This window comes from Pseudomonas sp. H26/SER47-MNA-CIBAN-0231, assembly GCF_040310465.1.
Classification (GTDB): domain Bacteria; phylum Pseudomonadota; class Gammaproteobacteria; order Pseudomonadales; family Pseudomonadaceae; genus Aquipseudomonas; species Aquipseudomonas atacamensis.
Genome location: NZ_JBEOPW010000003.1, coordinates 342,961 through 368,720, shown reverse-complemented (window position 1 = coordinate 368,720; position 25,760 = coordinate 342,961). Strand labels below are relative to the sequence as shown.

At 59.5% G+C, this 25,760-nt stretch carries 23 protein-coding genes; 15 read left to right on the top strand and 8 right to left on the bottom strand.

Features of this window, described 5'->3' with window-relative positions:
- Positions 1-78: 78 nt before the first annotated feature.
- Positions 79-1,104, bottom strand: a complete 1,026-nt coding sequence (locus AAEZ10_RS07000; RefSeq protein WP_350568545.1) for a LysM peptidoglycan-binding domain-containing protein — start codon at positions 1,102-1,104, stop codon at positions 79-81.
- A 159-nt stretch (positions 1,105-1,263) separates the two neighbouring features.
- Here AAEZ10_RS07000 and def point away from each other — a divergent pair, with 159 nt between their 5' ends.
- The 5 genes from def (at position 1,264) to AAEZ10_RS06975 (ending at position 5,935) form a co-directional block, all read left to right on the top strand.
- On the top strand, positions 1,264-1,770 hold the full coding sequence (gene def, locus AAEZ10_RS06995; RefSeq protein WP_016772378.1) for a peptide deformylase: 507 nt from the start codon (positions 1,264-1,266) through the stop codon (positions 1,768-1,770).
- A gap of 57 nt (positions 1,771-1,827) precedes the next feature.
- Positions 1,828-2,787, top strand: a complete 960-nt coding sequence (gene fmt / locus AAEZ10_RS06990) for a methionyl-tRNA formyltransferase (RefSeq protein ID WP_110644634.1) — start codon at positions 1,828-1,830, stop codon at positions 2,785-2,787.
- Positions 2,784-4,094 carry a 16S rRNA (cytosine(967)-C(5))-methyltransferase RsmB gene (gene rsmB, locus AAEZ10_RS06985; RefSeq protein ID WP_348970374.1) on the top strand — a complete coding sequence of 437 codons (1,311 nt, stop codon included), beginning with the start codon at positions 2,784-2,786 and terminating at the stop codon, positions 4,092-4,094. The genes fmt and rsmB overlap by 4 nt, the downstream gene beginning before the upstream one ends.
- A gap of 21 nt (positions 4,095-4,115) precedes the next feature.
- The gene (gene trkA, locus AAEZ10_RS06980; protein WP_016772381.1) at positions 4,116-5,492 is read left to right on the top strand and encodes a Trk system potassium transporter TrkA; all 1,377 of its coding nucleotides are present in this window, start codon (positions 4,116-4,118) and stop codon (positions 5,490-5,492) included.
- A 128-nt stretch (positions 5,493-5,620) separates the two neighbouring features.
- Positions 5,621-5,935 (top strand): tetratricopeptide repeat protein, encoded by a 315-nt coding sequence (locus tag AAEZ10_RS06975; protein WP_095182323.1) that lies wholly within the window; start codon positions 5,621-5,623, stop codon positions 5,933-5,935.
- Positions 5,936-5,992: 57 nt separating this feature from the next.
- On the opposite strand, the gene AAEZ10_RS06970 is transcribed toward AAEZ10_RS06975, so the two are convergent.
- Both AAEZ10_RS06970 and AAEZ10_RS06965 read right to left on the bottom strand, forming a co-directional pair.
- Positions 5,993-6,880, bottom strand: a complete 888-nt coding sequence (locus AAEZ10_RS06970) for a lysophospholipid acyltransferase (RefSeq protein ID WP_039757181.1) — start codon at positions 6,878-6,880, stop codon at positions 5,993-5,995.
- Between the two features lie 41 nt (positions 6,881-6,921).
- Positions 6,922-7,479 carry a DNA-3-methyladenine glycosylase I gene (locus AAEZ10_RS06965; protein WP_024014954.1) on the bottom strand — a complete coding sequence of 186 codons (558 nt, stop codon included), beginning with the start codon at positions 7,477-7,479 and terminating at the stop codon, positions 6,922-6,924.
- Positions 7,480-7,560: 81 nt separating this feature from the next.
- On the opposite strand from AAEZ10_RS06965, the gene glyQ reads away from it, so the two are divergent.
- The 4 genes from glyQ (at position 7,561) to AAEZ10_RS06945 (ending at position 11,972) form a co-directional block, all read left to right on the top strand.
- The gene (gene glyQ / locus AAEZ10_RS06960; RefSeq protein ID WP_003187265.1) at positions 7,561-8,514 is read left to right on the top strand and encodes a glycine--tRNA ligase subunit alpha; all 954 of its coding nucleotides are present in this window, start codon (positions 7,561-7,563) and stop codon (positions 8,512-8,514) included.
- Positions 8,511-10,565 (top strand): glycine--tRNA ligase subunit beta, encoded by a 2,055-nt coding sequence (glyS, locus tag AAEZ10_RS06955; protein ID WP_243241210.1) that lies wholly within the window; start codon positions 8,511-8,513, stop codon positions 10,563-10,565. Before glyQ ends, glyS begins: the two co-directional genes overlap by 4 nt.
- 4 nt (positions 10,566-10,569) lie before the next feature.
- A complete protein-coding gene (gene gmhB, locus AAEZ10_RS06950; protein ID WP_172834008.1) occupies positions 10,570-11,109 on the top strand; it encodes a D-glycero-beta-D-manno-heptose 1,7-bisphosphate 7-phosphatase in 540 nt (179 codons plus the stop codon).
- 83 nt (positions 11,110-11,192) lie between these two features.
- The gene (locus tag AAEZ10_RS06945; protein WP_071173920.1) at positions 11,193-11,972 is read left to right on the top strand and encodes a lysophospholipid acyltransferase family protein; all 780 of its coding nucleotides are present in this window, start codon (positions 11,193-11,195) and stop codon (positions 11,970-11,972) included.
- A gap of 166 nt (positions 11,973-12,138) precedes the next feature.
- Here the strand turns inward: AAEZ10_RS06945 and AAEZ10_RS06940 are convergent, their stop codons facing one another.
- The gene (locus AAEZ10_RS06940; protein ID WP_243241211.1) at positions 12,139-13,674 is read right to left on the bottom strand and encodes a sensor histidine kinase; all 1,536 of its coding nucleotides are present in this window, start codon (positions 13,672-13,674) and stop codon (positions 12,139-12,141) included.
- A 164-nt stretch (positions 13,675-13,838) separates the two neighbouring features.
- Between AAEZ10_RS06940 and AAEZ10_RS06935 the strand changes: the two genes are divergently transcribed.
- Positions 13,839-14,558 (top strand): response regulator transcription factor, encoded by a 720-nt coding sequence (locus AAEZ10_RS06935; RefSeq protein ID WP_110644624.1) that lies wholly within the window; start codon positions 13,839-13,841, stop codon positions 14,556-14,558.
- Positions 14,559-14,614: 56 nt separating this feature from the next.
- Here the strand turns inward: AAEZ10_RS06935 and gyrB are convergent, their stop codons facing one another.
- Genes gyrB through dnaA form a run of 4 tightly spaced genes read right to left on the bottom strand, consistent with a single transcriptional unit; the run spans position 14,615 to position 20,822 of the window.
- Positions 14,615-17,032, bottom strand: coding sequence for a DNA topoisomerase (ATP-hydrolyzing) subunit B (gene gyrB, locus AAEZ10_RS06930; protein WP_024014948.1), 2,418 nt, complete (start codon positions 17,030-17,032; stop codon positions 14,615-14,617).
- Positions 17,033-17,037: 5 nt separating this feature from the next.
- Positions 17,038-18,141, bottom strand: coding sequence for a DNA replication/repair protein RecF (gene recF / locus AAEZ10_RS06925; protein WP_016772389.1), 1,104 nt, complete (start codon positions 18,139-18,141; stop codon positions 17,038-17,040).
- A gap of 14 nt (positions 18,142-18,155) precedes the next feature.
- Entirely contained in the window at positions 18,156-19,259 is a 1,104-nt protein-coding gene (dnaN, locus tag AAEZ10_RS06920; protein ID WP_016772390.1) for a DNA polymerase III subunit beta, read from the bottom strand.
- Between the two features lie 39 nt (positions 19,260-19,298).
- Entirely contained in the window at positions 19,299-20,822 is a 1,524-nt protein-coding gene (gene dnaA, locus AAEZ10_RS06915; RefSeq protein ID WP_024014947.1) for a chromosomal replication initiator protein DnaA, read from the bottom strand.
- A gap of 566 nt (positions 20,823-21,388) precedes the next feature.
- On the opposite strand from dnaA, the gene rpmH reads away from it, so the two are divergent.
- The 5 genes from rpmH (at position 21,389) to mnmE (ending at position 25,310) form a co-directional block, all read left to right on the top strand.
- Complete coding sequence (rpmH, locus tag AAEZ10_RS06910) at positions 21,389-21,523, top strand: 50S ribosomal protein L34 (protein WP_003213577.1); 135 nt, start codon at positions 21,389-21,391, stop codon at positions 21,521-21,523.
- Between the two features lie 16 nt (positions 21,524-21,539).
- Positions 21,540-21,941 (top strand): ribonuclease P protein component, encoded by a 402-nt coding sequence (rnpA, locus tag AAEZ10_RS06905; RefSeq protein WP_024014946.1) that lies wholly within the window; start codon positions 21,540-21,542, stop codon positions 21,939-21,941.
- A complete protein-coding gene (gene yidD / locus AAEZ10_RS06900) occupies positions 21,934-22,179 on the top strand; it encodes a membrane protein insertion efficiency factor YidD (RefSeq protein WP_027901580.1) in 246 nt (81 codons plus the stop codon). Before rnpA ends, yidD begins: the two co-directional genes overlap by 8 nt.
- 2 nt (positions 22,180-22,181) lie before the next feature.
- Positions 22,182-23,861, top strand: coding sequence for a membrane protein insertase YidC (gene yidC, locus AAEZ10_RS06895; RefSeq protein ID WP_350568536.1), 1,680 nt, complete (start codon positions 22,182-22,184; stop codon positions 23,859-23,861).
- An 81-nt stretch (positions 23,862-23,942) separates the two neighbouring features.
- A complete protein-coding gene (gene mnmE / locus AAEZ10_RS06890; protein WP_350568534.1) occupies positions 23,943-25,310 on the top strand; it encodes a tRNA uridine-5-carboxymethylaminomethyl(34) synthesis GTPase MnmE in 1,368 nt (455 codons plus the stop codon).
- Positions 25,311-25,760: the final 450 nt, after the last annotated feature.

The following is a 25,760-nucleotide window of genomic DNA, read 5'->3' as shown; positions in this document are numbered from 1 at the left end:
ATCATCCTTGATCGTTCTATGCTCCGAACCATTCGGAACAAGCTGTGGATAACTCTGTTGGTAACTTGTTAAGCAAGCTTACGGATTTCGCACCTTGTCGAGCACCGCCAGCGAGCGTGAAGCATTGAGGATCAGGCCGTAACTGAGTTTGTCGTAGGTGCGGAACACCATCAGCAGGCCGGCGCGTTCATCGGGAATTTTCAGCGGTTGGCCGGTAATCCGGTCGCGCACGGTTTCGCCGGTTTTCATCACCGCCAGGACATTGCCTTCGGCCAGACCGTCACGTTTGCCTTTGTTCAGGGTAACCACGTCCATCACACCGATCTGCGTTACGCCGCGTGGCACGTCAATGATCAGCCCGTCGATGGAACGCTTCGGCGCGCTGGGCATGAACGTTGAATTGATCGAACGTTCTTCACCGCCGAACAAGCGGTCACCGAGGCGCACTTCCTGGGTGGTGCGTTGCAGGGCGAGGGTGGCGACGTCGCCTTCGGTGGCAACAACCTCGCCGCCGCCGATATCGTCGGCGTTGATGCCGAGAAACTCCTTGGTCTGCGGGTCGGTGTAGACCTTGCCTTGACGGAAGATGCCGTACACCGGTTGCTCCGGATCGAAATGGCCGCGCGCGAAGATGCGGTCACCGGTACCGCTGAGCACCCGTTCGGCATCGCCGGCGACGATATACGGCGCCTTGTCGAAGTCTTCGGCCTTGTCGACGATGCGATTGCTCAGCAGAAAACTGTTGATCGATTTCAGCGGAATGCTCGGAATCGCCTCGGCCACCGGGCTGGTGCGAATCCGTGGCGAGAGTTTGATGGTGCCGCGCGACTCGCCACGATGGACGGTCAGTTGCGGCTGGCCGTTGACGTAGCTGAGGGTCAGCGTATCGCCGGGATAGATCAGGTTGGGGTTTTCGATCTGCGGATTGGCCCGCCACAGTTGTGGCCACTGCCACGGCTCGCGCAGGTATTTGCCGGAAATGTCCCAGAGCGTGTCCCCTGAAACCACCGTGTATTGCTGTGGAAAACCATCCCTGAGTTGCACTTGCCCTTGCGCGGCGCCGGCCGAAGCCAGAAGCAGCAGGGCGAGTAGTGTTTTCCTCATGCAGTGAATCCCTTTATCATGTGCATTCGCGTGAATCGTCAGAGCCCCCGTGGCTCGCTTCTGTTTTTCAGAAGCTACGCTTCACAACGGTAGCCTGCATCTTCGGACCCGCCAGGCCATCGACCCGACTTTACTCAACGTGTGCAGCAATCGAAGCCTATGGCCATTTTAAACATCCTCGAATTTCCGGACCCGCGTCTGCGCACTATCGCCAAACCAGTGGCTGTAGTGGACGACGAAGTGCGTCAGTTGGTCGACGACATGTTTGAAACAATGTATGAAGCGCCGGGCATCGGCCTCGCCGCGACCCAGGTCAACGTGCACAAACGTATCGTCGTGATGGACCTGTCCGAAGACCGTACCGAGCCACGGGTGTTCATCAACCCCGAGTTCGAACCGCTGACCGACGAGATGGACCAGTACCAGGAAGGCTGCCTCTCGGTACCGGGCTTCTACGAAAACGTCGACCGCCCGCAGAAGGTCAAAATCAAGGCGCTGGACCGCGACGGCAAGCCCTATGAGCTGATTGCCGAAGGCCTGCTCGCGGTGTGCATCCAGCACGAATGCGACCACCTCAACGGCAAATTGTTCGTCGATTACCTGTCCACGCTCAAACGCGACCGGATCAAGAAGAAGCTGGAAAAGCTGCACCGCCAGAACGCTTGATGCCCCTCTTCAAAGGCTTGCTGCGGCAAGCCTTTTTCTTTTTATGAGACGCCTTTCATGACTGAGCCACTGCGCATTGTTTTTGCCGGTACCCCGGAATTCGCCGCCGAACACCTCAAGGCCCTGCTGAGCAGCCCGTACGAGATCGTCGCGGTATACACCCAGCCGGATCGCCCGGCCGGCCGTGGGCAAAAACTCATGCCGAGCCCGGTCAAACAACTGGCCCTGGAAAATAATATCCAGGTATTGCAGCCGCCGACCTTGCGCAATGCCGAGGCTCAGGCAGAGCTGGCCGCGCTGAAGCCGGATCTGATGGTGGTGGTCGCCTACGGTCTGATCCTGCCGCAAGCGGTGCTGGATATTCCGCGTATGGGTTGCATCAACAGCCATGCGTCGTTGCTGCCGCGCTGGCGCGGTGCGGCGCCGATCCAGCGCGCGGTCGAACACGGCGATGCCGAAAGCGGTGTAACGGTGATGCGCATGGAGGCCGGGCTGGATACCGGGCCGATGCTGCTCAAGGTCGTCACTGCGATCAGCGCTGAAGATACCGGCGGCACCCTGCATGATCGCCTCGCCGAGATGGGGCCGCCCGCTGTGGTGCAGGCGATTGCCGGTCTGGCTGCCGGCACCCTGCAAGGTGAGGTGCAGAACGACGAACTCGCAACCTACGCACACAAACTCAACAAAGACGAAGCACGCATCGACTGGAACCGTCCGGCGGTGGAGCTGGAACGTCTGGTCCGCGCCTTCAACCCATGGCCGATCACCCACAGCACGCTCAATGGCGAAGCATTGAAAGTGCTGGCCGCGACCGTGGCCGAAGGCACTGGCGCCCCAGGTGAAATCCTCAGCGCCAGCAAGGACGGCCTGATTGTCGCCTGCGGTGCACAAGCGCTGTGCCTGACCCGCCTGCAATTGCCTGGCGGCAAGGCGCTGAACTTCAGCGACCTGTTCAACAGCCGCCGCGAGAAATTCGCCGTCGGCAGCGTCCTCGGCGCTGCGGTGGAAGCGCAATGAACCCGCGTCTGGCTGCCGCCAAGGCACTCGCTGCCGTACTCAGCGGCAAAGCCTCGCTGAACAGCTCCCTGCCGACGCAACTGGACAAGGTCGAGGATCGCGATCGCGGTTTCACTCAGGATCTGGCCTTCGGCACTGCACGCTGGCAGCCACGCCTGTCGGCACTGGCGGAAAAACTGCTGCAGAAACCATTCAAAACCGCCGACGCTGATGTCGAGGCGCTGCTGCTGGTTGGTCTGTATCAACTGCTCTACACCCGCGTGCCGGCGCACGCCGCCATCGGTGAAACCGTCGGGTGTGCCGACAAGCTGAAAAAGCCTTGGGCCAAAGGCCTGCTCAACGCCGTGCTGCGCAATGCCCAGCGCGAAAGCGAGACGATCTTCGCCGAACTTGAACGCGACCCGGTGGTGCGCACAGCTCACCCGCGCTGGCTGCAAAAATCCCTGAAGGCCTTCTGGCCCGAGCAGTGGGAAGCGATCTGCGCAGCGAATAACGCGCATCCGCCAATGATCCTGCGGGTCAACCGCCGTCATCACAGCCGCGATGCTTATCTTGCGTTGCTGGGCGAAGCCGGGATCGCCGCGACGCCGTGCGTTTACAGCCGCGACGGCATCGTCCTCGAAGCTGCTGCCGACGTGCGCAGCCTGCCGGGTTTCGCCGAAGGCTGGATCAGCGTGCAGGACGAAGCCGCGCAACTGGCTGCCGACCTGCTTGATCTGGCGCCGGGGCAGCGGGTGCTCGACGCCTGCTGCGCCCCTGGCGGCAAGACCTGCCACATCCTTGAAGCCGAACCGGCGCTGGCCGGGGTGGTGGCGGTGGATCTGGAAGCCAAGCGTCTGGTGCGGGTGAAGGAAAACCTGGAGCGCCTCGGCCTCGACGCTGAACTGATCGCCGCCGACGGTCGCGATATCGACAAATGGTGGGACGGCAAACCGTTCCAGCGCATCCTGCTCGATGCGCCATGCTCGGCCACCGGGGTGATCCGCCGCCATCCGGACATCAAGCTGACCCGCCAGCCCGACGACATCGTCGCGCTCGCGCAACTGCAAGGCGAACTGCTCGACGCCATGTGGAAAACCCTCGAAGTCGGCGGCATCCTGCTCTACGCCACGTGCTCGACGCTGCCGACCGAGAACACCGAAGTCATCGCTGCGTTTCTCGAACGCACCCCCGGTGCCCGTGAACTGGACCTGGCCACAGCGGCCGGGATCAAGCAGCCCCATGGTCGCCAGTTGCTGGCCCAAGAGGGCGGGCATGACGGCTTCTACTACGCCAAGCTGATCAAGATCGCCGCTGCGCGCGGCTAAACGGATTCATGGAGTGACTGGATGAAAATCATCATCCTCGGTGCGGGACAGGTCGGCGGTTCGCTGGCCGAACATCTGGCCAGCGAGGCCAACGACATCACTGTGGTCGACACCGATGGCGAGCGCCTGCGCGACCTCGGCGACCGCCTCGACATCCGCACCGTGCAGGGCCGGGGCTCGCTGCCGTCGGTGCTGCGCCAGGCCGGTGCCGACGACGCCGACATGCTGGTCGCGGTGACCAACAGCGACGAGACCAACATGGTCGCCTGCCAGGTCGCCCACACGCTGTTCCACACGCCGACCAAAATCGCCCGGGTGCGCGAAGCGTCGTACCTCAATCGCGAGGAACAGCTGTTCCAGAACGAAGCGATTCCGGTCGACGTGCTGATCAGCCCCGAGCAGGTCGTGACCAATTACATCAAGCGCCTGATCCAGCACCCCGGCGCCTTGCAGGTGATCGACTTCGCCGAAGGCGCGGCGCAACTGGTGGCGGTGCGCGCCTATTACGGCGGGCCGCTGGTGGGCCAGCAACTGCGCCAGTTGCGTGAGCACATGCCGAACGTCGAAACCCGCGTCGCGGCGATCTTCCGCCGTGACCGGCCGATCCTGCCCCAGGGCGACACAGTGATCGAAGCCGATGACGAGGTGTTCTTCATCGCCGCCCGCGAAGACATTCGCGCGGTGATGAGCGAAATGCGCCGCCTCGACGAAACCTACAAACGCATCGTCATCGCCGGTGGCGGACAGATCGGCGAGCGCCTGGCCGAGGCCATCGAAAGCCGTTATCAGGTGAAGATCATCGAGATGAGCCCGGCGCGCTGCCGCTACCTCTCCGACACCCTCGACAGCACCGTAGTGTTGCAGGGCAGTGCCTCGGACCGCGATCTGCTGCTGGAAGAGAACATCGCCGACGCCGATATCTTCCTCGCCCTGACCAACGATGACGAAGCCAACATCATGTCGTCGCTGCTGGCCAAACGGCTGGGGGCGAAGAAGGTCATGACGATCATCAACAACCCGGCCTACGTCGACCTGATCCAGGGCGGCGACATCGACATCGCCATCAGCCCGCAACTGGCAACCATCGGCACCTTGCTCGCCCATGTGCGCCGAGGCGATATCGTCAGCGTGCACTCACTGCGGCGCGGCGCGGCGGAAGCGATCGAGGCGATTGCCCACGGTGATGCGAAATCCAGCAAGGTGATCGGCAAACCGATCGAGAAGATCGGCCTGCCGCCGGGCACCACCATCGGCGCAGTGATCCGCAACGAGAAAGTGATCATCGCCCACGACGACACGGTGATCGAAGCGGGCGACCATGTGATTCTGTTCCTTGTGGACAAAAAGCATATTCGCGATGTGGAGAAGCTGTTTCATGTGGGGTTGAGCTTTTTCTGAGGTTGATCGTTCCCACGCTCCGCGTGGGAATGCAGCCCGGGACGCTCTGCGTCCCATAAGCGGACGCAGAGCGTCCAATGAGGCATTCCCACGCGGAGCGTGGGAACGATCATGCGAGGTTGAATAAAATGCTCGAATCCCTGGAAAAAATGCTCGCCAAGGGTGTGGATAACGCTCTGCTGCGCTTCGGTCTGGGCAAGGGTTATCTGGACTTGGGTGAAAACGCCAAGGCTGCCGAGCATTTTCAGCGTTGTGTCGCTTTCGATCCGAAATACTCGGCAGCGTGGAAGCTGCTGGGCAAGGTGCAGCTGGCGCTAGGTGATCACGCCGCTGCGCGTCAGGCCTGGGAACAAGGCCTCGAAGCGGCCCGCGCCCATGGTGACAAACAGGCCGAAAAGGAGATGACGGTGTTCCTGAAGAAGCTCGAGCGACAGGCGCCTTGAGCTACCGATAGTGCAAGGCGAGGCCGTCTGCATTAACCGTCCCCCAAGCGAAGTTGCTCAGTACCAGCGCGCCTCGCCCGGCGGACGCTTCTTGAAGCGTTTCATGCTCCACATGTACTGGCTCGGATACGCCGCGACGTAACGCTCGACCACTTTGCTCATGGCTGCGCAGGACTCGGCGGTATCGGTGCTGTACATGGCTTCGGGCGCGGCTTCGAGAATGACTTTGTAGCCCGAGCCGTCAGGCAGGCGCAGCGCATGCAGGAACACACCGACCGCTTTGCCGCCGGCCAACATGTTCGGCACGAATTTGCTGGTCAGCGCCTGAGTGGCGAAGAACGGCACGAAAATCCCGGCGGATTCGGCCGGTTCCGGGTCGGCGGGAATGCCCACGGCACCGCCCTTGCGCACTTCCTTGATGACGCTGAGAATGCCTTCCTTGGTCGACGCTGCGACCTTGTTGCCCAGTTGCACGCGCTGTTTGCGCAGCAATTCATCCACTGCCTTGAGCTTCGGCGGACGGTAGAAAATGATCGGTTTGCACTGGCTGCAATAGAAGTGGTTGAGCACTTCCCAGTTGCCGAGGTGGCTGGTGATGCCGACCACACCTTTGCCCGAGGCCAGCGCGTCTTTCAACACATCGAGGCCTTCGACTTCGCGAACCAGATCGATCGAGCGCTGCGCCGGCCAGATCCACGCGCAGGCGCTTTCGGTCAGCGACTTGCCGATGTCCTTCAGACTCTGCCCGACCAGGCGCTCACGTTCGGCCGCATCCATCTGGGGAAAACACTTGGACAGGTTGATCCGCACCACGTCGCGGGAACGGTTGGGGGTTTTCCACATGATCCAGCCGATCGCCGAACCCACGGCCTGCACGGCTCGCCATGGCAGCAGGGCAAACAGCCGCAGAGCGCCTACCAGCAAGGCGCCTTTAAACTTTTCCACAGGTCACTCCTGATCTTTGTGCTGTGCGCGAGGCGGGCATTCTAACCGGCGTTGGCGAGCTGCGCGTAGCGGTCGCAATCCTGGGTGTGGTCCATGACCATGCCCGACGCCTGCATCAGCGCGTAGCAAATGGTCGGACCGACGAAGGTGAACCCGGCTTTTTTCAGCGCTTTGCTCATTGCCAGCGCTTCGGGGGTGATCGCCGGGACTTCGCTGCGATCCTTGAAATGATTGATGATCGGTTGGTCGCCCACGAATGACCAGAGCAACGCCACCGGATCCTCCAGCGCCAGCCACGCCTGGGCATTGCGCCGGGCGGCGTTGAGTTTCAGGCGATTGCGGATGATGCCCGGGTCGAGCATGAGCTCGTCGATTTCGGCGTCACTCATCTGCGCCACGCGCTGCACGTCAAAGCCGAACAGCACCTCGCGATAGCGCTCACGTTTGCGCAACACAGTGATCCACGACAACCCGGCCTGGAACCCTTCGAGCAAAAGCAACTCGAACAAACCCTGCGCATCGCGCAGCGGCGTGCCCCACTCCTGGTCGTGATAAGCCATGTACAGCGGATCTTCGGTACACCAAAAGCAGCGTGGCATAAGGCTCCAGGGGGCGTGCGCAGCAACGAATCGGGTATACTCCCGCTCTTTAAATCGCAGCCCAAGAAACAGGTGAATTTCGTGAGCCAGCCTACGCCAGCCGTGCGTACCTTCCAAGACTTGATCCTCGCGCTCCAGCAATACTGGGCCGAGCAAGGTTGTGTGGTACTTCAGCCCTACGATATGGAAGTAGGCGCCGGCACTTTCCACACCGCGACCTTCCTGCGCGCCATCGGCCCGGAAACCTGGAACGCCGCGTACGTGCAGCCAAGCCGCCGTCCGACTGACGGCCGTTACGGCGAAAACCCGAACCGTCTGCAGCACTACTACCAGTTCCAGGTAGTCCTGAAGCCGAACCCGGACAACTTCCAGGAACTGTACCTGGGCTCGCTCAAGCATGTCGGCCTCGACCCGCTGGTACACGACATCCGCTTCGTCGAAGACAACTGGGAATCGCCGACCCTCGGCGCCTGGGGTCTGGGCTGGGAAGTCTGGCTCAATGGCATGGAAGTCACCCAGTTCACCTACTTCCAGCAAGCGGGCGGCATCGAGTGCTACCCGGTGACCGGCGAGATCACCTACGGTCTCGAGCGTCTGGCGATGTACCTGCAAGGCGTCGATTCGGTCTACGACCTGGTCTGGGCTGACGGACCGTTCGGCAAAGTCACCTACGGCGATGTGTTCCACCAGAACGAAGTGGAGCAATCCACCTACAACTTCGAACACGCCAACGTCGACAAACTCTTCGAGCTGTTCGACTTCTATGAAAGCGAAGCCAAGCGCCTGATCGAACTCGACCAGCCGCTGCCGTTGCCGAGCTACGAAATGGTCCTGAAGGCGTCGCACACCTTCAACCTGCTGGATGCGCGCCGGGCGATCTCGGTGACTGCGCGTCAGCAATACATTCTGCGCGTGCGCACCCTGGCGCGTTCCGTTGCGCAAGCCTACCTGCTGGCTCGCGCCAAGCTGGGCTTCCCGATGGCGACCCCGGACCTGCGTGACGAAGTACTGGCCAAGCTGGAGGCTGCACAATGAGTGCGCAAGATTTTCTGGTTGAACTGGGCACCGAAGAACTGCCACCCAAAGCCCTGAACACTTTGGCTGACGCGTTCCTCGCCGGTATCGACAAGGGCCTGCAAGCCGCCGGCCTGAGCTACGAAAGCAAAACCGTTTATGCCGCGCCACGTCGTCTGGCTGTGCTGATCACTGCGCTGGCCACTCAGCAGCCGGATCGCAGCATCAACCTCGATGGCCCGCCACGTCAGGCCGCGTTCGACGCTGACGGCAATCCGACTCAGGCCGCCCTCGGCTTCGCCAAGAAGTGCGGCGTCGAGCTGAGCGAAATCGACCAGAGCGGTCCGAAACTGCGCTACAGCCAGAACATCGCCGGCAAGCCGACTGCGAGCCTGCTGCCGACCATCGTCGAAGATTCGCTGAACGACCTGCCGATCCCGAAACGCATGCGTTGGGGTGCGCGCAAGGAAGAGTTCGTGCGTCCGACCCAGTGGCTGGTGATGCTGCTCGGTGATCAGGTCATCGATTGCACGATCCTCGCGCAGAAGGCTGGCCGTGAATCCCGTGGTCACCGTTTCCACCATCCGCAAGCCGTACGCATCGGTTCGCCGTCGAGCTACCTCTCCGACCTGCGTGCCGCTTACGTATTGGCCGATGCCAACGAGCGTCGCGAGATCATCAGCAAGCGCACCGAAGAGCTGGCCACCCGTCAGGAAGGCACGGCAATCGTTCCGCCGGCACTGCTTGACGAAGTGACTGCGCTGGTTGAATGGCCGGTGCCGCTGGTGTGCTCGTTCGAGGAACGCTTCCTCGACGTGCCGCAGGAAGCGCTGATCACCACCATGCAGGACAACCAGAAGTACTTCTGCCTGCTGGATGCCGACGGCAAGTTGCTGCCACGTTTCATTACCGTGGCCAACATCGAAAGCAAAGACCCGCAGCAGATCATCGCCGGTAACGAGAAAGTGGTTCGCCCACGCCTGACCGACGCCGAGTTCTTCTTCAAGCAGGACAAGAAGCAGAAGCTTGAAGACTTCAACCTGCGCCTGCAGAACGTGGTGTTCCAGGAAAAACTCGGCAGCGTCTACGACAAGGCCGAGCGCGTATCGAAACTGGCCGCGTACATAGCCGCACGTATCGGCGGCAACGCCTCGTGGGCTGCCCGCGCGGGCCTGCTGTCGAAGTGCGACCTGGCAACCGAAATGGTCGGCGAGTTCCCGGAGATGCAAGGTGTCGCCGGTTACTACTACGCCCTCAATGACGGCGAGCCGCAGGACGTCGCGCTGGCCTTGAACGAGCAGTACATGCCACGCGGTGCCGGGGCTGAATTGCCGGCGACCCTGACCGGTGCAGCCGTGGCGATCGCCGACAAGCTCGACACTCTGGTCGGCATCTTCGGTATCGGCATGCTGCCAACCGGCAGCAAAGACCCGTATGCCCTGCGCCGTGCGGCCTTGGGTGTGCTGCGTATCCTGATCGAAAAGAAACTCGATCTCGACCTGAACGACGCCGTGGCGTTCGCCGTGACTGCATTCGGCGGCAAGGTCAAGGCGGCCGGCCTCAACGATGCCGTGCTGGAATTCATCTTCGACCGTCTGCGTGCGCGTTATGAAGACGAAGGCGTCGACGTCGCCACCTACCTGTCGGTACGTGCACTGAAGCCGGGTTCGGCGCTGGACTTCGACCAGCGTGTGCAGGCGGTGCAGGCCTTCCGCAAACTGCCGGAAGCGGCAGCGCTGGCGGCGGTGAACAAGCGCGTGTCGAACCTGTTGAGCAAAGTCGAAGGCTCGGTACCGACCGTGGTCGAAGCCAAGTATTTCGACAACGCCAACGAGTTCTCGCTGTATTCGGCAATCCAGCAAGCGGATCAAGCGGTGCAGCCAATGGCCGCGGCGCGTCAGTACAACGAATCGCTGGCACGCCTGGCGGCACTGCGCGAGCCGGTCGACGCATTCTTCGACGCGGTGATGGTCAATGCCGACGACGCCAATGTGCGGGCCAACCGTTATGCGCTGCTGGCGCGTCTGCGTGGCTTGTTCCTCGGTGTTGCCGACATTTCGCTGCTGGGTTGAGGGATTGCTGTTGAAACTGCTGATTCTCGATCGTGACGGCGTGATCAATTACGACTCCGATGCCTACATCAAGTCGGTGGAGGAGTGGATTCCGCTGCCCGGCTCGATCGAAGCGATTGCGCAGTTGAGCAAGGCCGGCTGGACGGTGGCGGTGGCCACCAACCAGTCGGGCATTGCTCGCGGCTATTACGACCTCGCCACCCTCGAGGCCATGCACGCGCGCCTGCGCGAGCTGGTCGCGGCGCAGGGCGGCGAAGTGGGCTTGATCGTGTACTGCCCGCATGGCCCGGACGAAGGTTGCGATTGCCGCAAACCGAAACCGGGAATGCTGAAAGCCATTGCAGAGCATTACACGGTGCCGTTGACCAACGTCTGGTTCGTCGGCGACAGCCTTGGTGACCTGGAGGCCGCCAAAGCCGTCGATTCACAGCCAGTTTTGGTGAAGACCGGGAAAGGCGAAAAGACTCAGGGCAAAACCCTGCCGGTTGGCACTCTGATTTTTGACGATCTGGCGGCGATTGCCGCAGAACTTATCCACAACTAGAGTACTTCTGAATTTCCTGGCCAGGGATTGCTCGGGAGTGCGCTTGAACAGTCGGGCATTGCCCCGTAACGGTAACCGTCGCCATGTCGATACTGCGGGCCTTCAGAATCTTTCTTTTCTACCTGCTGCTGGGCACAACAGCGTTGCTGTGGTGCAGCCTGAGCTTTTTCATCGCGCCGTTTCTGTCCTTCAAGGCGCGCTATCGTTTCATCAACGTGTACTGGTGCCGTTGCGCCCTGTGGCTGACCAAGGTGTTCCTTGGCATCCGCTACGAAATCAAAGGCGCGGAGAACGTGCCAGACCGGCCCTGCGTGATTCAATCGAACCACCAGAGCACATGGGAGACGTTCTTTCTCTCCGCTTATTTCTCGCCATTGAGCCAAGTGCTCAAGCGCGAATTGCTTTACGTGCCGTTCTTCGGCTGGGCCATGGCCATGCTGCGCCCGATCGCCATCGACCGCGACAACCCGAAGGCCGCGCTCAAACAAGTCGCGGCCAAAGGCGACGAGCTGCTCAAGGACAACGTCTGGGTGCTGATCTTTCCGGAAGGGACACGAGTCCCGTACGGAACCGTTGGGAAGTTCTCCCGCAGTGGCAGCGCGTTGGCGGTGAATGCGGCGCTTCCGGTGCTGCCGATTGCACACAATGCCGGCAAATTCTGGCCAAAAATCGGCTGGGGCAAACAGGCCGGAGTGATCACCGTGGTCATCGGCGAACCGATGTATGCCGAAGGCAGTGGGCCGCGCGCCATCGCTGATCTGAATGACCGTGTGCAGGCGTGGAACGAGAAAACCCAGCGCGATATGGGCTCGCTGCCACCGGCGCCACAGGCACCGGCCGCGAGTGATCAACTGGCTGTCTGAATTTTGTGGATAACCTGTGTACGCTTTTGCTTTAAAAGTCTGTGATCGTTTTCTAACTTATTGATTTTCATCAATATTTATAAATCGATAAGTTGAACGAAATCCGTGCATAAGTTTTATTCCGATGTAAAAAGACCGGCCGTTATAGCCGGTTTTTTGCCCCTTTTCATTCAGCAATCAGCGGCAACTCGATGCGGAATGTGGTTCCCGCATCGACAACGCTGTGACACTCGATCGTGCCGCCATGATGATCAATCACCGCTTTGACCATCGACAGACCCAAGCCCACGCCGTCGATGCCCTGGGCGGAGGAGAAACGCCGATACTGGCTGAACAGGTCAGGCAATTCATCGGCGGCAATGCCCTTGCCCTGATCGGTCAATTCGCAGCGCAGCCACTGTCCAGCACAGCTGACCTTCAGTTGCACCGTGCTGTCTGCCGGGCTGTACTTGATCGCGTTTTCCAGCAGGTTGAACAGGGCGCGCGTCAGCAATCCCTGATCGGCCAGAATCAGCCGCTCCTGGCATTGCTCATCGACCTCGTTGAGCAGCTCGATGCGTTTCTGCTGAGCGATAGGCAGGGCCTGATCGAGGACGTCCAATACCAGCATGGCGAACAATGTCGGGCGGAACTGGTAGGTCTCGGATTCAGCCCGCGCCAACAAGACAAAACCATCGGTCAGATCCAGCGCGCGGCGCACCTGGCGCTCAATCTGCTCGAACAGCGGCGCATCAGCACCCGCCTGATGACGATGCACATCCAGCAGGGCGAGGATCGCCGAATGGGGGGCGCGCAGGTCGTGGGAAAGAAAACGCAGCAGGACGCCGCGTTGCTCCTCGGCCGCACGCTCGGCACTCAAGTCCGTCAGGCTGAGCAGCCAACCGATCGGCGTATCGCCGTCGACCGGCAGCAGCGCCGCTCTTTCCAGGCGCAGACTGCGTTCCTTGTGATCGCGAAATTCCAGCAGCGGCAGGGTGGCCAGCGGCGGTCGCGGCGTTGTGGATAATTCCGGATAGCCGAGCCGTGCCAGTTGCTCGAGTACTTCATCGCCCACGAGCGGATCCTCGAACAACTCGCGCGCCTTGCGATTGCCCAGCAGAATCTTGCCCAGCGGATCACTGATCAGCGTCGCCACCGGCAGATATTCCAGGCCATCGGCAATGAACCGCCGGGTGTCGCGGGTTCGGCTCATGGCTTGTTCGAGCGCCATGATCTGGCCCTGCAAACGGTCGGCACCGGTGAAGCGGGTCCGCCGTCGCTCCGGGAAGACTTTCGGCTCGCTGTCCAGCCGCGCCAGCTCCCAACCGAAGTAGGTCAGCACCACGCTCAGGCGTCGCCAGTTCCAGATCAGGTAACCAAACAACATCCCCAGGGCGGCTGGCGTTGGCGACCACCAGTAGCGGACTTCGGCCAGTAGGGCGCTGGCAATCAGCGCACAGGCCATGCCGATCAAGGTGACCCACAGCGCCCAACGCGGCCGCCACAGCAACAATCCCAGCACACTCGCGACCATCGCCACCGACAACAGTGCGCCGGGCGCTGGCGACGGATTGTGCAGATTGATCTGGGCGCGATAAGACAACAAGGCAGTCAGCGGCAACAGCACTAGACTTATCCACAACCACTCGCGCACCAGCCGGCGGAACAGACGCTGGACCTGGCTCGGCTCACGACTTTCACGTCGGCGTTGAGTGTTATGCATGAGGCACAGGGCAGGGCAGTGGGAATGGTTTCATAGGTCTCAGGTCTGAGGCGTAGACCCGAAGAATCATAGCGGACGTCGACCAACGACGGGCTGCTTCTTTCATCGCGGCCGGGGAGTCGCTATTGTCGACATCCCAGCCCCAGCGACAAGGAACACCGCCGATGCGCGTTGCCATTCTGGACGACGAACCCGCCGAACTGCGCCGGGTCGAGCAAACCCTGGAGCAAATGGCCGAAGCTGGCGAACAGCCGTGGTCACTGCACAGCTTCGAGCGCGGCGAAGACTTGTTGCGCCAGTTGCGTCGGGAGACTTTTGACCTGCTGATCCTCGATTGGCAACTGCCGGACCTCACAGGCCTGGCACTGCTGCGCTGGACCCGCGAACACATGGAGGCGCCACCCGCTGCAATCATGCTCACCAGCCGCGACGGCGAGAGCGATATCGTTCAAGCCTTGAATGCCGGGGCCGACGATTATGTCAGCAAGCCGTTTCGCCCGAATGAGTTGAAGGCGAGGGTGGCAGCGGTATTGCGTCGGCATAGCCAACCGCGCAGCGCGGCGGGCGAAGTACAGACGTTCCACGATCTGACTTTCGACGATGCGGAACTGACCGTCACCCGTGAAGGCAAACCGATCCTCATGACCGAACGCGAATACCGCTTGGCGCGCTGCCTGTTCAGCAACCTGGGGCGGCCATTGTCGCGGGATTACCTGTACGAGCGCTTCTGGCCGAACGAGGAGACAACTTCCTCGCGGCCGCTGGATACGCATATCTACCGATTGCGCAACAAGCTCGGGCTGACAGCGGATCGGGGTTGGCAGTTGCTGACAATTTATGGGTATGGGTATCGTTTGGAGAGTGTCGGCACTGGGAATGAGTGAGGCAAAAAAAACCCCGGCATTGGCCGGGGTTTTTCATGAGCGGGTAGCAATCAGGATCAGAAATCCAGGTTGGAAACCGCCAGTGCGTTGCTCTCGATGAAGTCTCGGCGAGGTTCGACCGCATCACCCATCAAGGTGTTGAAGATCTGGTCTGCACCGATGGCGTCTTCGATAGTGACCTTCAGCATGCGCCGCACGCTTGGGTCCATGGTGGTTTCCCACAGCTGATCCGGGTTCATTTCGCCCAGACCTTTGTATCGCTGAATGGTGTGGCGCTTGGTGCTTTCGGCCATCAGCCAGTCGAGGGCTTCCTTGAACTCGGTAACGGCTTTCTTGCGCTCGCCACGCTGGATGTACGCGCCTTCGTCGAGCAGGGTGCTCAGTTGCGCGCCCAGAGTGACCACGGTTTTGTAGTCGTTGCTGCCGAAGAAGTCGCGGTTGAAGGTGACGTAGTTCGACAGGCCGTGGGAGATCAGTTCGACCTCAGGCAGCCAGACGCCACGTTCACGGTCTTCGCGCAGGCTGGCCTTGTAGACCAGGCCAGACTTCTCGTTGGTACGCAGACGGACTTCGTACTGGGCCAGCCACTCTTGCATCGCAGCGTGGTCGCCGAGAGTTTCGAGGCTGACGGCTGGCAGGTAGATGAAGTGCTCGGTCAGTTCCTGCGGGTACAGGCGCGACAGACGCTTGAGCGTCTTCATCACCATGCGGAAGTCATTGACCAGACGTTCCAGCGCTTCACCGGAAATGCCCGGGGCTTCTTCGTTCAGGTGCAGGCTTGCATCTTCCAGGGCCGACTGCGTCATGTACTCTTCCATGGCGTCGTCGTCTTTGATGTATTGCTCTTGCTTGCCTTTCTTGACCTTGTACAGCGGTGGCTGGGCGATGTAGATGTAGCCACGCTCGATCAGCTCCGGCAGCTGACGGAAGAAGAAGGTCAGCAGCAGGGTGCGGATGTGCGAACCGTCGACGTCAGCATCGGTCATGATGATGATGTTGTGATAGCGCAACTTGTCGATGTTGTACTCTTCGCGACCGATGCCGCAGCCCAGCGCGGTGATCAGCGTGCCCACTTCCTGGGACGAGATCATCTTGTCGAAACGGGCTTTCTCGACGTTGAGGATCTTGCCCTTCAACGGCAGGATCGCCTGGGTCTTGCGGTTACGTCCCTGCTTGGCAGAACCGCCCGCGGAGTCACCCTCCACCAGGTACAGTTCGGACAGCGCCGGGTCTTTTTCCTGGCAGTCGGCGAGTTTGCCCGGCAGGCCGGCGATGTCCAGCGCACCTTTGCGGCGGGTCATCTCACGGGCCTTGCGCGCGGCTTCACGGGCGCGGGCGGCGTCGATCATTTTGCCGACCACCAGCTTGGCTTCGTTCGGATTTTCCAGAAGGAAGTCGGAGAAGTATTTGCCCATCTCCTGCTCGACCGCAGTCTTCACTTCGGAAGACACCAGCTTGTCTTTGGTCTGCGAGCTGAATTTCGGATCCGGCACTTTCACCGAGATGATTGCGGTCAGGCCTTCACGGGCATCGTCACCGGTGGTGGCGACTTTGTGCTTCTTCGCCAGACCTTCCTGCTCGATGTAGTTGTTCAGGTTACGCGTCAGTGCCGAGCGGAAGCCCACCAGGTGGGTGCCGCCGTCGCGCTGCGGAATGTTGTTGGTGAAGCACAACAGGTTCTCGTTGAAGCTGTCGTTCCACTGCAGGGCGATTTCCACGCCGATCCCGTCTTCACGCTGGATGTTGAAGTGGAACACTTGGTTGACCGCAGTCTTGTTGGTGTTCAGGTATTCAACGAACGCACGCAGGCCGCCTTCGTACTTGAACAGCTCTTCCTTGCCGCTGCGCTCGTCCTTGAGGACGATGCCGACACCGGAGTTGAGGAAGGACAGTTCACGAATGCGCTTGGCGAGGATGTCCCAGCTGAAGTGAATGTTCTTGAAGGTTTCGCTGGAAGCCTTGAAGTGGATCTGGGTACCGGTGGTTTCGCTGTCGCCAACGATGGCCATCGGTGCCTGAGGCACACCGTGGACGTAGGTCTGTTCCCAGATCTTGCCACTGCGGCGAACGGTAAGGACCAGCTCTTCGGACAGTGCGTTCACTACCGACACACCTACACCGTGCAGACCGCCGGAAACCTTGTAGGAGTTGTCGTCGAACTTACCGCCAGCGTGGAGGACGGTCATGATGACCTCGGCGGCGGAAACGCCTTCCTCTTTATGCACGTCTACCGGGATGCCACGACCGTTGTCTTTAACGGTGATGGACTCGTCCGGGTGGATGATGATGCTGATGTCGTCGCAATGGCCGGCGAGGGCTTCGTCGATCGAGTTGTCGACCACCTCGAACACCATGTGGTGCAGACCGCTGCCATCGTCGGTGTCACCAATGTACATACCGGGACGTTTGCGTACGGCATCCAGGCCTTTCAGCACTTTAATGCTCGTTGAGTCGTACGTATTTTCTTCGCTCAATGCCTTCACTCCCGATGGTCGTGGGTCTGGGTGATACGGCCCTGTTCCACGTGGAACAAAGCGACTGGCGTTTCCGTCTGCCAGCCTTCCCTCAGTAATTCGTGATCTACACAGGTGATGAACACCTGGCAGCGTAAGTCTTCCAGCAAGCGGCACAGCGCGCGACGGTGGCTCTCGTCCAGCTCGGACGGCAAGTCATCCACCAGATAAATACACTGTCCGCGGCGGGCCTGGCTGACCAGGTGCCCTTGGGCAATCCGTAGTGCACAGACCACAAGCTTCTGCTGACCCCGGGACAGGATGTCCGCGGCATTGTGTGCGCCCAATCTGAGACGCAAATCAGCTCGTTGCGGTCCGGCCTGGGTGTGCCCCATCTGCTGGTCCCGTTGCACGGAACCGGCGAGTACGGCGCTCAATTCGCGGTCCTTGTCCCAGCCTCGGTAATAGCTGAGCGTCAAACCCTCGAGCTCAACCAGTTCGCTCAAGGTCTGTTCGAAGACCGGTTTCAAGGCTGTGATGTAAGCGCGGCGGTATTCATCGATTTCAGCGCTGGCCTGGCACAGTTCCCTGTCCCAAACCGCTTGCGAAACGGCGTCAAGTGTACCATGCCGCAGCCAGGAGTTTCTCTGGCGCAGCGCCTTCTGCAAACGCTGCCAAGTGGCCATGAAACGCGGTTCAACGTGGAACACACCCCAGTCGAGAAACTGCCGGCGAATCTTCGGCGCGCCTTCCAGCAGACGGAAGCTGTCGGGATTGATCAACTGCAACGGCAGGATCTCCGCCAGCTGCGCAGCGCTACGGGCGTTCTGGCCATCGATGCGAATCTGGAACTCGCCCTGACGGTCGCGAGAAATCCCCAGCGCACTGTGCCCGCCTTCAGCCAGCTCAACCTGACCAAATACAGTACAGGCGAGCTGTTCGTACTGAATCACGGGCAACAGCCGCGTGCTGCGAAACGAACGGGCAAGCCCCAGCAGATGAATGGCTTCCAGAACACTGGTTTTGCCGCTGCCGTTGGCGCCGTAAAGAATGTTGATGCGGGGGGAGGGGGAGAAGGTCACCGGGTGCAGATTGCGCACCGCGGTGACCGAAACACGACTTAACGACATTCAGGATCAGCTGATTACAGACGCATCGGCATGACAACGTAAGCCGAGTCGTCATTGTCGGACTCTTGCACCAGCGCACTGCTGTTGGAGTCGGACAGGATCAGGCGAACCTGCTCGGTGGTCATCACGCCCAGCACGTCGAGCAGATAGCTGACGTTGAAACCGATCTCCAGCGAGCCGCCGTTGTATTCAACGCCCACTTCTTCTTCCGCTTCTTCCTGCTCCGGGTTATTGGCCTGGATCTTCAACTGACCGCTGGCCAGTTGCAGACGGATACCGCGGTACTTCTCGTTGGAAAGAATCGCGGTACGGCTGAAGGCTTCACGCAATGCCTGACGATCGCCGAGTACCAGTTTGTCGCCACCTTTCGGCAGGACGCGCTCGTAATCCGGAAATTTACCGTCGACCAGTTTCGAGGTAAAAGTGAACTCGCCGGTGGTGGCGCGGATGTGATGCTGACCGAGAACGATGCTGACATTGCCATCCGGCTCGGTGAGCAGACGCGCCAACTCGAGGATACCTTTACGCGGCACGATCACCTGATGGCGATCCGGCTGACCGATATCGGCTTGCATCGAGCACATTGCCAGACGGTGACCGTCGGTAGCCACGGCGCGGATCACACCAGCGGAAACTTCCAGCAGCATGCCGTTGAGGTAGTAACGCACGTCCTGCTGGGCCATGGCGAAGCTGGTGCGTTCGATCAAGCGACGCAGTTTGCTCTGCTCCAGGCTGCACGTCAGCGAGCCCGGGCCTTCTTCAACAGTCGGGAAGTCGTTGGCCGGCAGGGTCGACAGGGTGAAGCGGCTGCGGCCGGCCTTCACCACCAGTTTCTGCTCGTCGACCTTGATATCGATCAGCGCGTCGTTGGGCAGGCTTTTGCAGATGTCCATCAGCTTGCGCGCCGGCACGGTGATGGAGCCCGTTTCGGCCGGCTCTTCGAGTTGCACACGACCGACCAGCTCGACTTCCAGGTCGGTACCGGTCAGCGACAGTTGCTGGCCTTCGACGACCAACAGCACGTTGGACAGTACCGGCAAGGTCTGTCGGCGCTCGACGACGCCTGCGACCAGTTGCAGGGGTTTCAACAGGGCTTCGCGTTGAATGGTGAAATGCATGGTCTAGTCCCTTGCCTTAATAAGCTGCGCTGGTGTTCATCAAGTGGTCAGTGTACGCAGCAGGTTCTTGTAGTCCTCGCGGATGTCCGCGTCGGATTCCTTAAGTTCGTTGATCTTGCGGCAGGCGTGCAGCACGGTGGTGTGGTCGCGGCCGCCAAACACATCGCCGATTTCCGGCAGGCTGTGGTTGGTCAGTTCCTTGGACAACGCCATGGCCACCTGACGCGGACGAGCCACCGAGCGCGAACGGCGCTTGGACAGCAGGTCGGAAATCTTGATCTTGTAATACTCGGCGACGGTGCGCTGAATGTTATCCACAGAGACCAGTTTGTCCTGCAACGCCAGCAAGTCTTTCAGAGATTCGCGGATCAGCTCGATGGTGATGTCGCGGCCCATGAAGTGCGAGTGGGCGATTACGCGTTTCAGCGCACCTTCCAGCTCACGGACGTTGGAGCGAATGCGCTGGGCAATGAAGAACGCGGCGTCATGCGGCAACTCGACTTTGGCCTGATCGGCCTTCTTCATCAGGATCGCCACGCGGGTTTCCAGTTCCGGCGGCTCGACCGCAACCGTCAGGCCCCAGCCGAAGCGGGATTTAAGGCGTTCTTCAAGGCCTTCGATTTCTTTCGGGTAGCGGTCACTGGTGAGAATGACCTGCTGACCACCTTCAAGCAGCGCGTTGAAGGTGTGGAAAAACTCTTCCTGGGAACGCTCCTTGCGGGCGAAGAACTGAATGTCGTCGATCAGCAAGGCGTCCACCGAACGGTAGAAACGCTTGAATTCGTTGATGGCGTTCAGTTGCAACGCCTTGACCATGTCGGCCACGAAGCGCTCGGAATGCAGGTACACAACCTTGGCATTCGGATTCTTCTTTAATAGATGGTTGCCCACCGCGTGCATCAAGTGAGTTTTACCCAGACCGACGCCACCATAAAGGAACAGCGGGTTGTAGCCGTGCTTGGGATTGTCCGCCACCTGCCAGGCCGCCGCACGGGCGAGCTGGTTGGATTTACCTTCGACGAAGTTTTCGAAGGTGAACGTGCGATTCAGGTAACTGGTGTGCTTGAGCGCACCTTCAACCTGCACGGTGCGCTGCTCCGCGCGAACCGGGGCCTGCTGCGAAGCGGCGCCGGCCATCGGGTCGAAGCTGTCGCGGGAAGGTTCTTCGCTGACTTCAGCGGCCTTCTGTGTGGAACGTTTGGCCGGAGCAGGGGCTGGCGTCGGTGCCGGATTGCTCGCTGGCACATTATTGGCCTGCGCCTGAGCAACCTGCGCGGCCGCCAGTGGCGCATTGGGTGCGGCACGAGGTGCCGAGCTGCGTTTGCTGCCTATTAACAAGGACAGCGCCGGCGTCGAGCCATTGCCGTGCTCATCCAGCAATTCAAGGACGCGGCCCAGGTACTTTTCGTTGACCCAGTCCAGCACGAAACGATTCGGTGCGTAGACGCGCAACTCGTCGCCTTCGGCTTCGACCTGTAGTGGACGGATCCAGGTGTTGAATTGTTGGGCAGGCAGCTCTTCGCGCAAAAGCTCCACGCACTGCTGCCAAAGTTCCACTGACACGGATATCCCCTAAGTTGAAAGCCGGTGAGGCAAAAACAAGCGGCCATTGTAGCGGCGAGCGATTCACTTATCCACATGCAGGTAGGTTCGTCACCATCATTTATCAACGCGTTAACGCATTAAAAGGCGACCAACGGCATGTGAATAAGCCCTGTGGATAAACGCCTCTGAGGGCACTGGACAACTGGGGGCTAAACCCGGTGGATAACCAGCCTGTGGATAACAGGCCATTTCACGCACAGCTTATCCGATAGCGCAGCACAGGCTGAACACTGTTTTCCACTGTAGTTGTCATTCTCTGTACACCACACAAAATAAGGCCTAATAGCAGTTATCCACAGAAGATGGCGTGTCTAGCTTTTACAAGCTTTACAGAAAAGCTTTAAATAATTCCCTTCTTTATTTCTATATCTGGCTGACAGGCTTTCGAGCTTAAACCCTGCCCGGATCTATTTATAAGGAAACGCTGGTTGGAAATTGACCTGAAGGCTTGCTTTCTCTAGAATCCCCGGTCTCTTAAAACGGGGGCCATTCCGGCCCGTTGTGGACGAACCAGGTAACACGACATGAAACGTACTTTCCAACCAAGCACTATCAAACGCGCTCGTACCCACGGTTTCCGTGCTCGCATGGCTACCAAGAACGGCCGCGCAGTCCTGTCGCGTCGTCGCGCCAAAGGTCGTGCGCGTCTGGCAGTTTGATAATCCGGTACTGGAGGTGAGTCAGGACTTCAGTCGGGAAAAGCGTCTGCTTACCCCCCGGCATTTCAAGGCAGTCTTTGACTCCCCTACCGGCAAGGTTCCGGGGAAAAATCTCCTGCTCCTTGCACGCAACAACGATCTTGATCACCCCCGTCTCGGGCTGGTTATCGGGAAAAAGAGCGTAAAGCTCTCCGTTGAGCGCAATCGCCTCAAACGTCTGATGCGCGAATCGTTCCGTCTGCACCAGGATTCACTGGTCGGCTGGGACATCGTTATCGTCGCGCGCAAAGGTTTGGGTGATGTAGAAAACCCCGAATTGATTCAGCATTTCGGCAAACTCTGGAAGCGTCTGGCACGCAACAAGCCCGTTCCGGCAGTCAAAACCGAAACTGTAGGGGTAGACAGTACCGATGCGTAAACTGGCCCTCGTTCCGATCCAGTTTTATCGCTATGCCATTAGTCCTTTAATGGCCAGCCACTGTCGCTTCTACCCCAGTTGTTCCTGCTACGCGTATGAAGCCATTGAAAATCATGGCCTTCTGCGCGGTGGCTGGCTGACCTTTCGTCGTTTAGGTCGCTGTCATCCGTGGAATCCCGGTGGTTATGACCCGGTTCCACCTGTCCCTACCTCCCGTTCTTCTTCGATGGCCGAGTAATCATGGATATCAAACGCACGATCCTGATCGTCGCCCTGGCAATCGTGTCCTACGTCATGGTTCTTAAATGGAACCAGGATTATGGTCAGGCTGCCCTGCCGACTCAGAATGTTGCTTCCAGTACGACTACATCCGGTTTGCCGGACACCGCCACTGGCACAAATGCCGCCAGTGACGATATTCCGCGCGCCGCCAGCGATACCAGCGCACCTGCCGAAACGCCGGTCGCCGCCAGCAAGGATCTGATTCAGGTCAAGACCGATGTGCTCGATCTGGCGATCGATCCACAGGGTGGCGACGTTGCGCAACTGACTCTGCCTTTGTATCCACGTCGTCAGGATCGTCCTGACGTTCCGTTCCAGCTGTTCGATAACGGCGGCGAACGTGTATATCTGGCGCAAAGTGGTCTGATCGGTACTAACGGCCCGGATGCAAACCCGGCCGGTCGTCCGGTTTATTCCTCGGAGAAGAAGGTTTACCAACTGGCTGACGGTCAGGATCAACTCTTCGTTGACCTGAAATTCAGCAAGGACGGCGTCAACTACATCAAGCGTTTCACCATGAAACGTGGCCTGTACGACGTCGCTGTCTCCTACATTGTGGATAACCAGAGCGCTCAGCCCTGGAACGGCGCAATGTTTGCCCAGTTGAAGCGCGATGCCAGCGCTGATCCTTCGTCGACCACTGCTACTGGCACCGCGACTTACCTGGGCGCTGCCCTGTGGACAAGTTCCGAGCCGTACAAGAAAGTGTCGATGAAGGACATGGACAAGGCGCAGCTCAAGGAAACCGTCACCGGTGGTTGGGTAGCCTGGCTGCAGCACTACTTCGTGACTGCGTGGATTCCGGCCAAGGGCGAAAACAACATCGTCCAGACCCGTAAAGACAGCAAAGGCAACTACATCATCGGTTACACCGGTCCTACTCTGACCGCTGCTCCAGGTGCAAAAGTTGAAACCAGCGCTGTGCTGTACGCCGGTCCGAAAAGCCAGGCTGTGCTGAAAGAGTTGTCCCCAGGTCTGGAACTGACCGTCGACTACGGCATTCTGTGGTTCATTGCCCAGCCGATCTTCTGGCTGCTGCAACATATCCACGCCATTGTCGGTAACTGGGGCTGGTCGATCATCTTCCTGACCATGCTGATCAAAGGGATTTTCTTCCCGCTGTCGGCTGCCAGCTACAAATCGATGGCGCGCATGCGTGCCGTGGCTCCGAAACTGGCTGCGCTGAAAGAGCAACATGGCGATGACCGGCAGAAAATGTCGCAAGCCATGATGGAGCTGTACAAGAAAGAGAAGATCAATCCACTGGGCGGCTGCTTGCCGATCCTCGTGCAGATGCCGGTCTTCCTGTCGCTGTACTGGGTTCTGCTGGAAAGCGTGGAAATGCGCCAGGCGCCGTTCATGCTGTGGATCACTGACCTGTCGATCAAGGATCCGTTCTTCATTCTGCCGATCATCATGGGCGCAACCATGTTCATCCAGCAGCAGCTGAACCCGACGCCTCCGGATCCGATGCAGGCGAAGGTCATGAAAATGATGCCAATCATCTTCACCTTCTTCTTCCTGTGGTTCCCGGCGGGTCTGGTGCTGTACTGGGTTGTGAACAACTGCCTGTCGATTGCACAACAGTGGTACATCACGCGTAAGATCGAAGCGGCGACGAAAAAAGCCGAGGCGTAACTTGCACTGTGGATAACACCACTCAAAACGCCCCCTAGTGGGGCGTTTTGCTATCTGCCACTTTTGTCTGGATGCCGCTTTATGAGCACACCCCGTGAAACCATCGCTGCTGTCGCCACTGCTCAAGGGCGCGGCGGTGTGGGCATCGTCCGTATTTCCGGGCCGTTGGCCAGCGTGGCGGCAAAAGCCATCAGCGGCCGAGAGCTGAAACCGCGTTACGCCCATTACGGGTCGTTTTTCAGTGACGACCAGCAAGTGCTGGACGAAGGTCTGGCTTTGTATTTTCCGGGGCCGAACTCGTTCACAGGCGAAGACGTGCTGGAACTCCAAGGTCACGGCGGCCCGATCGTGCTGGACATGTTGCTCAAGCGCTGCCTGGAACTGGGTTGTCGTCTGGCCCGTCCTGGGGAATTCAGCGAGCGCGCCTTCCTCAATGACAAACTCGATCTGGCCCAGGCCGAGGCAATCGCCGATTTGATCGAAGCCAGTTCTGCCCAGGCTGCGCGCAATGCGCTGCGTTCATTGCAGGGTGCGTTTTCCCAGCGTGTGCATAACCTGACCGAGCAACTGATCGGTTTGCGTATCTACGTTGAAGCCGCGATCGACTTCCCGGAAGAGGAAATCGACTTTCTCGCCGACGGCCATGTGCTGAGCATGCTCGACAAAGTACGCGATGAGTTATCCACAGTGCTGCGCGAAGCAGGGCAGGGCGCGTTATTGCGTGATGGCATGACCGTCGTCATCGCAGGGCGTCCGAATGCCGGTAAATCAAGCCTGTTGAATGCTCTGGCCGGTCGCGAGGCTGCCATCGTTACCGAGATTGCCGGCACCACGCGGGATATCCTGCGCGAGCATATCCACATCGACGGCATGCCATTGCACGTTGTCGATACCGCAGGACTGCGGGACACGGACGATCATGTGGAAAAGATTGGTGTGGAACGGGCCTTGAAAGCCATTGGTGAAGCGGATCGGGTTTTACTGGTGGTCGATGCGACCGCACCAGAGGCACTGGATCCTTTTGCCTTGTGGCCAGAATTCCTTGAGTCTCGACCGGATCCGGCGAAAGTCACCCTGATCCGTAACAAGTCCGATCTGACCGGTGAAGCGGTTTCTCTGGAAACCAGTGATAACGGCCACGTGACCATCAGTCTCAGCGCCAAGTCCGCCGAAGGCCTCGATCTGCTGCGGGACCACCTCAAGGCGTGCATGGGTTACGAGCAGACCTCGGAGAGCAGCTTCAGCGCACGTCGCCGGCATCTGGAGGCACTGCGCCACGCCAGCGCGGCATTGGAACATGGCCGCGCGCAACTGACCCTGGCGGGCGCTGGCGAGTTGCTCGCCGAGGATTTGCGCCAGGCTCAGCATTCCCTGGGTGAAATTACCGGGGCGTTCAGCTCTGATGATTTGCTCGGAAGGATTTTCTCCAGCTTCTGCATCGGCAAATAACCCTCCTGCTATTCACAGACAGGTCCGTTCGCGACCTGTCTGCTTCCCTCTTTTCTAAAATCCTCCAAGAGTGCCGGGCAGATTTTTTCTCCCTGAGCGGTTTTCGGCTTCCCGATACCTCTTCCTCCATCAAATTTCTGTGGATTAAGCCCTGTGAATAACTGCCACTGAGGGCAGTTGATAACAGGGCCTCAAAACTGGAGATAACCCACGCTGTGGATAACCACCCCTTTCATCCACAGGCTTAAACCGGTTATCCAATGGCCTCATTGCCACATGAGCACAGAGTTTTGAACCTCTGTACACTTCGAAAAATAAGGCTTGTAGCGATCTATCCACAGAAACGTGGTTCAGTAAGAATAAACATAAAAACAAAGGTTTTATAAATTTCTCTCTTTTTTATTTTTTTAACCTCGAGTTCTCCACAGCTGGTTAAATTTTGTGCAGAGG

Bases quoted from the DNA above. Each gene is read 5' to 3' on its own strand.
- recF (WP_016772389.1), bottom strand. From the start codon at position 18,141: ATGTCGTTAAGTCGTGTTTCGGTCACCGCGGTGCGCAATCTGCACCCG.
- mnmE (WP_350568534.1), top strand. From the start codon at position 23,943: ATGAGCACACCCCGTGAAACCATCGCTGCTGTCGCCACTGCTCAAGGG.
- AAEZ10_RS06975 (WP_095182323.1), top strand. From the start codon at position 5,621: ATGCTCGAATCCCTGGAAAAAATGCTCGCCAAGGGTGTGGATAACGCT.
- yidD (WP_027901580.1), top strand. From the start codon at position 21,934: ATGCGTAAACTGGCCCTCGTTCCGATCCAGTTTTATCGCTATGCCATT.
- dnaN (WP_016772390.1), bottom strand. From the start codon at position 19,259: ATGCATTTCACCATTCAACGCGAAGCCCTGTTGAAACCCCTGCAACTG.
- yidC (WP_350568536.1), top strand. From the start codon at position 22,182: ATGGATATCAAACGCACGATCCTGATCGTCGCCCTGGCAATCGTGTCC.
- AAEZ10_RS06965 (WP_024014954.1), bottom strand. From the start codon at position 7,479: ATGCCACGCTGCTTTTGGTGTACCGAAGATCCGCTGTACATGGCTTAT.
- glyS (WP_243241210.1), top strand. From the start codon at position 8,511: ATGAGTGCGCAAGATTTTCTGGTTGAACTGGGCACCGAAGAACTGCCA.
- def (WP_016772378.1), top strand. From the start codon at position 1,264: ATGGCCATTTTAAACATCCTCGAATTTCCGGACCCGCGTCTGCGCACT.
- AAEZ10_RS06945 (WP_071173920.1), top strand. From the start codon at position 11,193: ATGTCGATACTGCGGGCCTTCAGAATCTTTCTTTTCTACCTGCTGCTG.
- AAEZ10_RS07000 (WP_350568545.1), bottom strand. From the start codon at position 1,104: ATGAGGAAAACACTACTCGCCCTGCTGCTTCTGGCTTCGGCCGGCGCC.
- trkA (WP_016772381.1), top strand. From the start codon at position 4,116: ATGAAAATCATCATCCTCGGTGCGGGACAGGTCGGCGGTTCGCTGGCC.
- rsmB (WP_348970374.1), top strand. From the start codon at position 2,784: ATGAACCCGCGTCTGGCTGCCGCCAAGGCACTCGCTGCCGTACTCAGC.
- rpmH (WP_003213577.1), top strand. From the start codon at position 21,389: ATGAAACGTACTTTCCAACCAAGCACTATCAAACGCGCTCGTACCCAC.
- fmt (WP_110644634.1), top strand. From the start codon at position 1,828: ATGACTGAGCCACTGCGCATTGTTTTTGCCGGTACCCCGGAATTCGCC.
- AAEZ10_RS06940 (WP_243241211.1), bottom strand. From the start codon at position 13,674: ATGCATAACACTCAACGCCGACGTGAAAGTCGTGAGCCGAGCCAGGTC.
- AAEZ10_RS06935 (WP_110644624.1), top strand. From the start codon at position 13,839: ATGCGCGTTGCCATTCTGGACGACGAACCCGCCGAACTGCGCCGGGTC.